This is a genomic window from Marinitoga sp. 1135, assembly GCF_013363245.1.
Taxonomy (GTDB): Bacteria; Thermotogota; Thermotogae; order Petrotogales; family Petrotogaceae; genus Marinitoga; species Marinitoga piezophila.
This window is the reverse complement of the sequence record NZ_LBEZ01000008.1, coordinates 138176-150893: the sequence shown is the minus strand read 5'-3', so window position 1 is coordinate 150893 and position 12718 is coordinate 138176. Positions and strand designations below refer to the sequence as shown.

Below are 12718 nucleotides of genomic sequence, written 5' to 3'. Positions count from 1 at the left end.
AAGAAAAACAACCCCTTACAACGGGGTTGTTTTTCTTTATTGGATTCTCAATAGCTTTTTTACAAAAGTTAGATTTTCATCATTTAAAAATGGATTACCAGGAAATATCACAAAATTTTTATTTAATACAAAACCTCTTTCTTTATTTTTATATAAAATTCTCCATGCTTCATTATAATAAATATTATTAACTTTTATATTTTCTATTTTTTCATCAGTTACAGTAAAACGAGATGGAATTAATGAAAGAACATATTTATTCTTTTCATCAAGAATAATACCTATTCGTTTCTTTTTAGCGATTTCTAACAATCTTTTTAATATTTCTTCATTATTTATGCTTTTGGCATTTATAATTATTGCTTTTGATGAATCGTTAATCTCGTTTATTACTTTATATGAATTTTCTAACTTACTTATCTCGACATTTATTACAGAAATTGTATCTTGATTTAATAAATTTACCTCCTTGCTGTACCATAATAAATTATTTATATAGATCTCCATTTTTGCATTTGATATATCAGGTGTTTTAAAAGACAATGGAATCAAAGATTTTTCATATGGTTTCAAAATTAAATCTTTTTCAAAAACTATATTATCATTAATTTTTATTTTTACCGGAGAATTTTCTACATTATTTCCTGTATTATAAAAATAAAGATTCAATGTATTTTCCGAATTTCTATATAATTTTATATCAGGAACATTGAAAATTCTAATTCTATTTTCTGGTTCGTACCATATTGGCGATGATACTATTTCATCACCATCCATCTGTTTAAAGTATACAAAAAGCCAGAAATATGGTGAGGTTACCTTTATTTTTACAACTTCATTAATCTTATTTCCATTAGGTGATAACTCATAAATTTTATCTGGAGTATATACCTTTAATTCTGAAAGAGAATTTTCATCTTCATATTCAATTTTCAAGGATATTTCCCCGGGCATTTTATCATAATAATATATATCTCCCATTTCAGCATTATCTGTTTCTACCCATATTTTTGCATTCTTATCTTCAGTTCCATATGTTTTCCTATTCCACATTGCTTTTAATAAACCGTCTTTACTTCTGGATAATACCCATACTCCTGTTCTTGAATCATTAGCAGTTCCCCAATTTGCTTTATGATTGTCCTGTCCAATTGTAGCGCCAAGATGCCAGCCTTTTTTCAAGGCTACAATATAATTTGAAAACATTTCAGGTGTAATTGTATCGTTTTTTGACCAATTTCCATTTCCAACTTCAACAAGATTTAAATAATTATCTGCTTCAGGATAATATTCAAAATTTTTAAATGTACCAAACATCGATATTGGGTGATTAAATTGGGCCAAAGCTTTTTCATTTATTAGCCACTTATAAAATTCTTCTATTGTGGTATCAATATTTCTACTTGTCCACTCTTTTGACCCATATACATTAATATGCCCACTACCAGCAGTCCACTCAAATCCAGCAAGTGCAATAAAATTTTTTGTCGTATTTTCTTCCGCCATTCTTTTCATTACTAAAAATTTATCTTCACCATTATATAATGCTTCAAAATAATAAGCATGGTCTGTAACAGCATGAAAATCAAGTTTGGCAATATCTCTTGCATATTTATATGCATCTGCTGGTGTAGTGTTTACTGCACCATCAGAAAATGCAGTATGCGAATGTGGATTACCAAAAAGTAATATATATTTTTGTGGAAAAGAAAACAAAGATACTATCATTAAAATGAAAATAAACAAAAACAGTTTTTTCAATTATCTCACCCTTTCCTTAAATTAGTTAGTTTTAATAACATTGTATTATATCATAATTTAAATACCTTTTTTAAAATAAAATACCTTTACTTTTTTAGATTAAAAAATTGTGCTATAATTATAATGTAGGGGAAGGAGGGATCTTTATGGATTTCAAAAAAGCCAGTGAAGTTTCAAAAGGAATAATTGTCGATCTTGTAAATAAAACTTTTGCAGATTATGAAGTACCTGTCAACTGGACCTTAACCTCATTCGAACTTGATATAAGAGAAAATTCAATTTCTCTTGATGACTCTTATATAGTATTTGAGGACGAAAAACCCATTGGATTTTCATTGGTTTCAATTAGAGGAGCAAGGGGAAGAATCGATGCTTTTGGTTTTTTAAAGGAATACAGATTAAAAGGCTACGGTTCTGAGCTTTTATACTATACACTTGAAAAAATGAAATGGAAAGGCATTTCTAAAGTTACACTTGAGGTTGTAGATACTGAAACAAGCGCAAAAAAGTTTTATGCTAAACATGGTTTTAAGGAAAAACGTATTTTGGAAAGCTTCATACGTTATTTAGAAAAAACTGATGAGATTAAATTTGGCTATTCCATTGTTGATCATAAATGGATTCATGACAGAGCTGTTGAAGCTTTACATTATATTGGAAGAAAACCAAATTGGCAAAGAGAGCCTAAAACTTTAGATCTTTCCTATGATAGATACCAAATGGAAAAAATCACTTCAAAAGGCTTTTCAATTGGTTATGTTGTTTGGGGAATGACATCAAAAGGGGCGTTTATTGTAGATGTTGCACCTTTGGTTGATGAAACAAAATATGAGGATATTGTAAAAGACCTTTTAAATAGATTCGCTGATTTAAAATTCAAAGACGTAACTATGGTATCTCTTCCAGAAGATGATCCTTTAAACAAAATACTAAAAAAATTCAACTTCAATGTATTTTTAAAACAGGTAGAAATGGAAAAAAGAATACATTAATTAACAAAATTCAAAAATTATTATATTAACCTCTCAGATATTCTGAGAGGTTTTTTTTATATAACCATTATCATTATATTTTTGTTAAAATAAATAAAATTTATTATTATATATATTTTTACTTTGCAAATCTTGAAATAATTTTTTTTCAATGATAAAATATAAAAAGGTTATCAAAAAATAAGATATTTTTCACAATATTAATATGCTACATTTTAAAAAGGGGGTATTTTGGTGATTTATAAAAAGTATCTATTTTTACTAGTTCTTTTAACATTACTTTTATTCTTCACTTCTTGTATTAATCAAAATAAAAAAACTACTCCTCAAGTTAATTCTCAACCTGAATCTTCTAATATTTTCGCATCCATTCATTCAAATCCTTATTTAAAAAAAATTAAAAATATATCAGCTACTTATGATTCAACTTCTAATACCTTAATTCTTACATGGGATTTTCCAGACAATGCAATTTTTAAAATTTATAAAGGTTCTACAGATTCTAATCTTACTTTTATTGGCAAAACAAAAAAAAATTTTTTTATAGATCATTCCCCATCTAAAGAAAATGTCTATTATTATATAAATGCAATATACGATAATAAAGAAAGTGGACTATACAAATTTGATGCTTCGCTTTTATTGAAAAAATACATTTTACCTGAAGGTTTTAAAATTTCATATGACAATCCTTTACCGCCAGATAAAGGAATTTGGTTGAAATTCGAAATATACACTTTAAATAAGATCACTCCAAAAAGTGATTATTTAATACTCACCTTAGATCTAAACAATAAAAATTCTAACGATTCGAGATTTGAATCTGCTATTGTTTTAAAAAAAGGATATGATAACTTTGATGACGTAACTTTATATTATGCCTGGATATATTATCCTGAAAATTATTATGCAGAAAGAAATTCCAATATTAACAACTTTAGAATTAAAAGAGCTGATGGAATTTATGCTCAATTATTTGGAACAAAAGATCCAGGATGGATTTGGTCAATTTGGAAAGAAAAAAATAAGCCATTTTATTTTAATAATGTTGTTCAATTAGACAAAAACAAATATAAATTCAAAACTATAATTAGGCAATGGGAAGACAGTCAAATTAAAAACAAAAAAATAAAGATTATTTTGGAACCTGAGCTTAATATTAACACCTTTACAGATGTCAATCTAAATTTCGGCGGTATATTTATTCAAGATAATCCTAATTCTTCAATAGCATGTTGGTGTGGAAACATTCCTTCTGTTAAATATTCAAATTATCAAAATACTAAAAATATTATTGAATACAATATAGAATATTATGATTTTGCATCTCCAGAAACAGAAAGTGCTATAGGAAATTTAGAATATTTATTACCCTCAATAAATAAAGATTTATTTGTAGAAATTTCTCCTAATCAATTTTTTACCCAAAACTATACAATAGAAAATATTGTCAATACACTTTCTAAAAATACTATTGAATTTCATGTTCCTATGTATATAAATAGAATAGTAAAGCTAAAATATGAAATATCGGATGATGGAATATTTAAAAATGATATAAAAGAAATAAAAGCAAATACTGTTTGGATAAGAAATGATATCTTAAGGGAAAAATTAAAATATAATGAATATTTACTAGAACCAAATTTAATTGATTTTGATAAAAATAAGATTGAAGAATTATATTTATACTATTTTCCTTTATATAACACTGTTGAATTTAACCCATCAAGTGATGATATCGAGGAAATTTATAGTTCTAAAACCATTGGTATAAATTCAATTACTAACTTTTCAGAATCTACATTATCTATGAATAAGGAAAATTATAGTTCTATTACAGTTGAAAAAGGATTAGTTATAATGTATAAAACTTATTCAGGAAAATATATAAAAATTGAATTTGAAGATTTTTATCCTATGACTATAGATGAAATAAAAAATTTAGGAATAAAAATATATTAAAAACGAGTGGAGGGATTATAAATGAAAAAAAGAATACTATTCGCCATTCTTTTGGGATTCATAATATTATTTTCTTCCTGTGTAAAAAATATGCAAGAAAACTCAATGAATTTATATGTACATATAAATTCAAATTTAAATCTTTCAACAAAAGGATTTGAGGAAAATATAAATATAACAAATATCAAATTTAATATAATTAAAGATGGAAATATTTTATATACTCGAAACTTCTTGAGTAATGATATAAAAATTGAAAATTTACAACTAAAATCTGATAATTACACTTTAAAAATTACAGCTTATGATAATGAACAAATAATTTTTTATGGAGAAAAAAATATATTCTTAAAATATGGAGAAAATCAAATAGTTATTAATACAAAATTTGCAATGGGTAAATTAAGTATAAATTTCGAAAATGACGTTGCAGACGAATTTATCTTAAAAAATATTGAAATTTCAGGAACTTTAGATTCTTCACCAATAAATAATTTTGTTATGAATCTTGAAAACTTTGAGCATATTGAAAAAGAGTTGTATCCTGGAGTATGGGATATCACTGTTGATGCTACATTAACAAATGGTCAAGAACTTAAAAATATTAAAAGATCCTTTGGTTTAGAAATATTACCTTCAACAGAAAAAGATATAACGTTTATTATAAAAAAATCTGAATTAGGATTAATAATAGAAATAAATTCTTTATTTGATAAACCATATTTAGAAAAAATTTCCAATATTACAGCTCGTTATGACGAAGAAAAAAATATAATCACTTTGTACTGGGAATTCTCAAAAAATGCTATATATAAAATTTACAAAAGTGGTGATGGAAAAAACCTTAAATTCATTGGAAAAACAACTCAAAAAATTTTTGTTGATAATAATCCTTCAAAAGAAATGCCTATTTATTATATTAATGCTATATACGATAATAAAGAAAGTGGATTGTATAAAATAAATGTTATAGATAAATTTATAGAATTTTCTTTACCCGATGGATTTAAATATTCATATGAAGAGCCTGATTTTTCAGCTAATGGAGATTGGGTAAAATTTGATATTTATACTTTAAATAAGGTTACTCCTCCTGATATTCAATATTTAATAATGGAAATGGATTTAACTGAGGAAAACAAAGAAGATAACAGATTTGAATCATATGTATTATTAAAGAAAGAAAAAAGCCCTTATACAGATGTAAATAAATTTGGTATATGGATATATTATCCAAAAGATTATTATTCATTAAAATTATATAATAGTAATAATTTAAGATTTAAACAATTAGATGGAACATACGGACAATTATTTGGTACAAAAGATCCATGGTATTTCTGGTCTGTAAGAAAATTCGAGTGGTACCCTTTTGAAAATCAACATTTTAAAGTAACAAAACTAGATTCAGGAAAATACTTATTTAAAACAATAATAAGACAATGGGAAAATACACCTATTTTATATAAAAAATTTAAGGTTAAAATAATTCCCGAAATAGATATTGATACACAGACATCTGTGGTTACCAATTACGGAGGAATCTTTTTTTATCCAAACTCTTATAGTGGAGGTACAATATATCCCATTGTAAAAAATTATATTAAAATCTCAAATAACGAATTTGAATATGAAACAGCTTATCATGAATTCGCTTCTGAGGAAACAGAAAAAAATATAGGAAAAATCGAAACTGCACTTCCAGAAGTCCATAAAGATCTATTTATCGATGCTTATTCATATGAAAATTATTTTTCTTTAAACGATGCATTTAATGGTTTATTGACAGATTTATCAAAAGACACAATTGAATTAAATGTAAATATGCATATCAATAGAATAATAAAATTAGATTATGAAATTTCAGATAATGGTATTTTCACTAATGATATTAAGGAATTAAAAGTAAATACTATTTATTCTTATTCAATATCTGATCAAACATTAAAAGAAAAATTAAAATATAATAATCCATATTTAATAGATATAAATGAAATTGATTTTGATATGAATAACACCAGAGAACTGAGATTTTATGCAGGAATTAGTTTACGAAATAATCTCTATTATCAAATATATCCTAATAATAATGATGTTAGTGAAGTTTATATTGCTTCATATTATGACTTTGAATCTATTATAAACTATGATAAAGCTATACAAAATATGTCTGAATACCATTATAATAATCTAGAAATAGGAGATGTAATTTTATATAAAACCAAATCAGGAAAATTTATAAAAATTAGAATAAAAGATATATATCCTATGCCAAAGGAAGAAATAGAAGCTTTAGGTATTACTGTAAATTAAACAAAACTCCCGGAAAAATCCGGGAGTTTATTATATCATACAGGATATATACTTTCATCTTCAACAAAATCTTCTGTTTCTTCAACAAGTTCGAAATCAACCTGTATTTCTTTTTCATATTTGTCTTTTAGATATTTTTTCCCTACTTCACCAAATAGGATATATGTCAATAAATCTTCATCTGTTTCAGCTAAAACACATATTTCATTTCTTGCTTTTTCTATTTCAGGTTTTAATAAATCTGCTGGTCTGCAGTCTATTGGTTTTTCGTTTCCAAGTGCTTTCTTTAAAAGTTCTTCATCTACTGGTGCAGGTGGTCTTCCATACATTCCTTTTAGGTAATTTTTAACCTCTTTTGTAATTGACTTATATCGTTCTTTATACATAACATTTAAAACTGCCTGAACACCAACTATTTGACTTGTAGGAGTTACAAGTGGTGGATATCCAAGATCTTTTCGCACTCTTGGAACTTCTTCTAATACTTCATCTAATAAATGCAACATTTTTTGAGCTTTTAATTGGGATACAAGGTTTGAAAACATTCCGCCTGGAATTTGTGCCTTTAATATTCTTGAGTCAATTGATACCATTCGCATATCGTCTTCTATATGATTTTCCCTTACTTTCCAGAAATAATGCGCGAGATCATAAAGTTTATCGGAATCAAGCGGTTCTCCTAATGCAAAGTTAAATGGTTCAACTGCCGGTTGAGAACTTGCATTTGCAAATGGGCTTAATGCTGTATCTATTAAATCAACACCAGCATCAATTGCTGCTTGATATGCAATAGAAGCCATACCTGCCGTATTATGAGAATGCAATTCTATTGGTACATTGTATTTTCTCTTTAATTCTTTTACTAAATCATACGCCATTTTAGGAGTTAATAATCCAGCCATATCTTTTATAACTATTGAATCAACACCGTGATCTATTAATTCTTTTGCATAGTTTAAATAAAATTCAAGATTATGAACAGGACTTATTGTATAAGATATTGCACCCTGAACATGTATATTCCTCTTTTTAGCAACTTCTATACTCTTTTTTAAGTTTCTTATATCATTTAAAGCATCAAATACTCTTATTATGTCCATACCATAATCCGCTACTTTGTTTATAAATAATTCAACTACATCATCAGCATAATTTCTATATCCAACAATATTTTGTCCTCTTAATAACATCTGTATTTGCGTGTTTTTTAACTTTTTTCTTATTGTTTTTAGTCTTTCCCATGGATCTTCGTTTAGATATCTTATACATGAGTCGTATGTTGCACCGCCCCATACCTCCATTGAATGAAAACCTACTGTATCAAAATCTTTTAAAACAGGCTCAAATTCAGAGGTTTTCATTCGAGTCGCAATTATTGATTGCTGGCCGTCACGTAATGTGGTATCAACAAATTTTGTCATAGTTTCACCTCCACTATAAATTAAAACATTATTTTTTTAAAAAAGGGTTAAGAATATAAGAATTTAGTTTGGTAGGAAAATTATTATTCTAATGGAAAAATATAATGATAGAATTTTCAATAATTTAAAAAGGTGTATAATGAATATGTAGGTGATTTTATGCGTATTAATGTTAATAATTATTATTCTCCTACTGAATTTAAAGAGAAATATCTTGAGAGTAAGTTAAGAAAAATCCTTATTGAAGCTATAAACAATAAGGATAATGCTTTGTTGTTTAAACTTGGAAAAATCAGTTCAATGATAAAAATAGGTAATATTTCAGAAGCCGAAAAAGAATTGGAACGCATAGACAGAAATATCAATGAGCAGGGTATAAAATCTCAAAAAAATAAAAAGGGTATTTCCAATTCAAATGAGCATGTTGTTAATAGGAATATTAATAATAAAATATCAAAAAATAATTTTCCAGAAACTTCGGAATCTGTTGTTTATCTTCAGGATGATTCGCCTGATTCAGCTGTTTCATTTCAATATCCAACACCGGTTAGTGAAAATGCTTCTTTTTTATTTATAAAATCTCATGAATCAGAACATGCACGAGAAATTATTAAGGAAGCTATGTTTAAAGGAAAGATGGCTCAGGTGTATGTTCGCTATTTTACTTCATATGATCCAAATGGACATCTGGTTTATACAGGTGGTGTAACCTGGGGAAAAATTCTTGATTCTAAAGCATAAAATTTTTATATAGGAGGAAAAAAGTGAGAAGTGAATTTTTTCAAAATGTTTTTGGTGAAAACAGTGAGATATTAAAAAAGTACGGTCGTACTCTTAAAATCAAAAAAAATCACGTTTTACATTCACCAAATGAAAAATTAGAACAAATTAGTATTATATTATCCGGTAAATTGAAAGTTGTAAAATATGCTCCAGACGGTAATGAACAGGTTTTAAAATACTTGAAAGAGAATGAAAGTTTTGGTGAGGGACTAATTTTTTCTGATGAAAATTATCCTTCATATATTGTTGCGGAAAAGGATTCTGAAGTCTTTGAAATATCAAAAGAAGGTGTTTTGAAGTTATTTAAAGAAAATGAGACTTTTCTTATATTGTATTTAAATGAAATCTCCAAGAAATTATTAAATCTTTCTAATATTGTGGATATTCTAATTATAAAATCAATAAAGGAGCGTTTAATTCGATATTTCCTATTATTACATAAACAGCAAAAATCTGATATTATTTATTTTAAATCAAAGCAGCAAATAGCAAATGATATCGGCAGTGTTCGTGAAGTGGTATCAAAAAAGATAAAAGAATTAGAAAATGAAGGTTATATTAAAATTATTGATAGAAATCATGTCAAGTTGTTGAATATTAAATCTCTAAAATAAAACCGTGTTTAAAATCACGGTTTTATTTTTTTATATTGTCTATAATAGGGTATGAATAAAAAAAACAAAGAAGTAGGAGGTTGATACAGTGAATACCATTGTATTATATGGAATAGCCGTTTCATTTTTAGGTTGGTCTATTTTTAAGAGTAAAGATAAAACAAAGGAAAGTTTAGTATTATCAAAAAATTTGTTGGTAAAAACTTTTATTGAAATTATTGGAGTTATGGCTTTAGTAGGTTTAGTATTGGCTATATTGCCACCGGAATTAATTAAACAGTTATTGGGAAATTCAAACGAGTTTTTAAGCACAATATACGGTGCAGTTATAGGTGCTTTAACTATAATACCAGCATTTATTGCATTCCCGCTTTCTAAATCTCTCTACCAAAGTGGAGCAAATTTAACAGCAATTGCAGCATTTATCACAACATTAACTATGGTTGGATTCGCTACTATGCCAATTGAAATTAAATATTTTGGAAAGAAATTTACATTGCATAGATTATGGCTTAGTTTTGTTGCTGCTATATTAATTGCTACAGGAATGGCGGTGATATTATGAAGAAGATATTGGATTTAATTAAAAATAATAAATTAATCTTTGTAAGTATCGTTTTGTATGGAATTGCATTTTTTGTAAAACCAGAAATTTTCTTTAAAGGGTTAGAAATGACAAAAGGATTTCTAATTGAAATGGTTGAGGTTATGCCACCTATTCTTATAATCTCCTCATTGATTACTGTATGGGTACCATCAGAAGTTATAATGAGACATTTCGGTGAAGAATCTGGATTTAAAGGAAAGTTGTTATCAATGTTTACAGGTGCAATTTCAGCCGGTCCTATATATGCAGCATTTCCAGTTGCACAGGCTTTATTCTTAAAAGGAGCAAGTATTGCTAATTTAGTTATAATTATTAGTTCATGGGCAGTAGTTAAGGTTGTTATGTTCATGGTTGAATCAAGCTTCCTTGGATTGCCTTTCGCTTTAACAAGATATGCTTTAACAATTCCTGCAATATTTATTATGGGATATATAATGGAAAAACTTGTAAAACGTGAAGATATATTAAATGAAATTGAAAATACAGAAATTGTATATAGGAATGAAAAAGAAGTATTAAATGATTTACCAAATATGAATTGTGGTGCTTGTGGTTATGCAAATTGTAAGTTATTTGCAGAGGGAGTTATAAAAGGCGAAGTTACAATAGATGATTGTGTAATTAGAGCAAAAATGCGTAAATCCGCTTAATTAATAACATAAAAATAAAAGGCCCTTCGCGGGCCTCCTTTTATTTTATACCTGACATTCTGTACAAATACCATAAATCTTTAATTCAAAATCTTTGATTTCAATATCTTTTTTAGGTAAAAGATTTTTTATTGCTTCTTTACTTACTTCCATTTTTACTGCTTTCCCACAATTTTCACATATGAAAATTGCATTTACTTCATCTGTTACATCATCAATTAATTCATACCTAACAACACCATCATCAAAATCTATTTTTCTTATTATTCCAAGTTCTTCCAAAAGTTCTATTCCACGTTTTATAGTCATTTTACTGGTTTTGTGATTTTTTCTTCTTCTAATTTGCATATACACATCATCAAGACTCATTAATTTTCCATTGGATTCGAGAAAAACCTTAAGAATTAATTCCCTTTGGGCTGTCATTCTTTGTTTTTTTTCTCTGAGAACTTTTTTAAGCATTTGTTGGGACATAGTATTAAATCCGCCTCCTCATTCTTTAGTTCGACTAAATTTTACATCAGAAAGAAAAATATTTCATTTAAACACTATTAAAATTGTGTGCATTTTTAATTAAATTATACAGTATGTATATCTATTTTCCAGCCTGTTATTTTAGCGGCAGCACGAGCATTTTGCCCACCCTTACCTATAGCAAGAGATAATTGATTTTCCGGAACATGCACTAATGCAAATTTTTCTTTTTTGTCTAATTTTATTTCTACTACCTGAGCTGGTGCAAGTGCATTTCTTATTAGTTCTTCAATATCATCAGACCATTTTATTACGTCTATTTTTTCAAGATTTTTTAAATCTTCCAATATTTGCGCAATTCTCATGCCATTTTCTCCAATACATGCCCCAATAGCATCAACTTTAGGATCTTCTGAATATACTGCAACCTTACTTCTAACTCCTGGTTCTCTATATATTTTTTTTATTTTTACTATTCCATCTTCTATCTCTGGGATATTCATTTTAAATAACTCTTCTACAAATTCAGGAACACTTCTTGAAACAAGAATTTTTGGACCTTTAGTTGTTTTTTGAACACTTTTTATATAAACTTTTATTATGTCTCCATTGTACATTTTTTCTCCCGGAATCCATTCTTTTGCTGGTAACTTTGTTTCAAGTTTTCCTATTCTAATATCTGCATATTCTGGAGTTACTTTTAACACCTCAGCTGTTGTTATTTTTCCCTCTAATGTAGAATATGTCTGATATAACTTTTCTTTTTCTATTTCCCTTATACTTTGTTTAATTACCTGTTTAGCGGTTTGTGCAGCTATTCTTTTAAATTCTTTTTTAGGGTTTATTTTTTTCTTGATAATATCTCCAATTTGGGCTTTAGAAGATATCTTTTTAGCTTCTTCTAATGTAATTTCTTCTCCTTCATTTTCTACTTCTTCAACAACCTTCAACAGCTGATATATTGTGATTTCCCCATGATTTTTATCAACAATAACCTCCACGTTTTCCATTTCATAATTGTTTTTATATGCCTTTTCTATAGCCTTTTCAATTATTTCAAGTAATACTTCTTTTTTTATTCCCTTTTCTCTTTCTAATTCTGTTAATGCTTCTCTTAATGCAAGATTCATTATAATCA

Annotated in this window: 11 protein-coding genes; 7 read left to right on the top strand and 4 right to left on the bottom strand. The window is 27.0% G+C overall.

Translation table 11 applies throughout. From position 1 onward, the window contains the following. Positions 1-36: 36 nt before the first annotated feature. On the bottom strand, positions 37-1761 hold the full coding sequence (locus XO10_RS04935) for a CehA/McbA family metallohydrolase (protein WP_175421198.1): 1725 nt from the start codon (positions 1759-1761) through the stop codon (positions 37-39). Between the two features lie 146 nt (positions 1762-1907). Between XO10_RS04935 and XO10_RS04930 the strand changes: the two genes are divergently transcribed. The 3 genes from XO10_RS04930 to XO10_RS04920 all read left to right on the top strand — a co-directional run bounded on the left by XO10_RS04930 (position 1908) and on the right by XO10_RS04920 (position 7031). Continuing rightward, a complete protein-coding gene (locus XO10_RS04930; RefSeq protein WP_175421197.1) occupies positions 1908-2753 on the top strand; it encodes a GNAT family N-acetyltransferase in 846 nt (281 codons plus the stop codon). Positions 2754-2987: 234 nt separating this feature from the next. Beyond that, entirely contained in the window at positions 2988-4718 is a 1731-nt protein-coding gene (locus XO10_RS04925; RefSeq protein ID WP_175418235.1) for a hypothetical protein, read from the top strand. Positions 4719-4739: 21 nt separating this feature from the next. Next, on the top strand, positions 4740-7031 hold the full coding sequence (locus tag XO10_RS04920) for a hypothetical protein (protein ID WP_175421196.1): 2292 nt from the start codon (positions 4740-4742) through the stop codon (positions 7029-7031). Positions 7032-7066: 35 nt separating this feature from the next. Here the strand turns inward: XO10_RS04920 and XO10_RS04915 are convergent, their stop codons facing one another. Further along, the gene (locus XO10_RS04915; RefSeq protein ID WP_014296447.1) at positions 7067-8452 is read right to left on the bottom strand and encodes a pyruvate carboxylase subunit B; all 1386 of its coding nucleotides are present in this window, start codon (positions 8450-8452) and stop codon (positions 7067-7069) included. A 159-nt stretch (positions 8453-8611) separates the two neighbouring features. Between XO10_RS04915 and XO10_RS04910 the strand changes: the two genes are divergently transcribed. From XO10_RS04910 to XO10_RS04895, 4 genes are all read left to right on the top strand, one after another. Continuing rightward, positions 8612-9193, top strand: coding sequence for a hypothetical protein (locus XO10_RS04910; protein WP_014296448.1), 582 nt, complete (start codon positions 8612-8614; stop codon positions 9191-9193). 23 nt (positions 9194-9216) lie between these two features. After that, on the top strand, positions 9217-9849 hold the full coding sequence (locus XO10_RS10775) for a Crp/Fnr family transcriptional regulator (RefSeq protein ID WP_014296449.1): 633 nt from the start codon (positions 9217-9219) through the stop codon (positions 9847-9849). A gap of 88 nt (positions 9850-9937) precedes the next feature. Next, the gene (locus XO10_RS04900; RefSeq protein WP_014296450.1) at positions 9938-10414 is read left to right on the top strand and encodes a permease; all 477 of its coding nucleotides are present in this window, start codon (positions 9938-9940) and stop codon (positions 10412-10414) included. Then, on the top strand, positions 10411-11106 hold the full coding sequence (locus tag XO10_RS04895; RefSeq protein ID WP_014296451.1) for a permease: 696 nt from the start codon (positions 10411-10413) through the stop codon (positions 11104-11106). The genes XO10_RS04900 and XO10_RS04895 overlap by 4 nt, the downstream gene beginning before the upstream one ends. 45 nt (positions 11107-11151) lie before the next feature. On the opposite strand, the gene XO10_RS04890 is transcribed toward XO10_RS04895, so the two are convergent. Then, positions 11152-11580 carry a Fur family transcriptional regulator gene (locus XO10_RS04890; protein WP_014296452.1) on the bottom strand — a complete coding sequence of 143 codons (429 nt, stop codon included), beginning with the start codon at positions 11578-11580 and terminating at the stop codon, positions 11152-11154. Between the two features lie 104 nt (positions 11581-11684). Next, entirely contained in the window at positions 11685-12710 is a 1026-nt protein-coding gene (nusA, locus tag XO10_RS04885) for a transcription termination factor NusA (protein WP_014296453.1), read from the bottom strand. Positions 12711-12718 lie beyond the last annotated feature (8 nt).

Excerpts from the sequence above, each read along its gene's own strand:
- XO10_RS04930 (WP_175421197.1), top strand. The coding sequence starts at position 1,908 with ATGGATTTCAAAAAAGCCAGTGAAGTTTCAAAAGGAATAATTGTCGAT.
- XO10_RS04920 (WP_175421196.1), top strand. The coding sequence starts at position 4,740 with ATGAAAAAAAGAATACTATTCGCCATTCTTTTGGGATTCATAATATTA.
- XO10_RS04915 (WP_014296447.1), bottom strand. The coding sequence starts at position 8,452 with ATGACAAAATTTGTTGATACCACATTACGTGACGGCCAGCAATCAATA.
- XO10_RS04910 (WP_014296448.1), top strand. The coding sequence starts at position 8,612 with ATGCGTATTAATGTTAATAATTATTATTCTCCTACTGAATTTAAAGAG.
- XO10_RS04895 (WP_014296451.1), top strand. The coding sequence starts at position 10,411 with ATGAAGAAGATATTGGATTTAATTAAAAATAATAAATTAATCTTTGTA.
- XO10_RS04890 (WP_014296452.1), bottom strand. The coding sequence starts at position 11,580 with ATGTCCCAACAAATGCTTAAAAAAGTTCTCAGAGAAAAAAAACAAAGA.
- nusA (WP_014296453.1), bottom strand. The coding sequence starts at position 12,710 with ATGAATCTTGCATTAAGAGAAGCATTAACAGAATTAGAAAGAGAAAAG.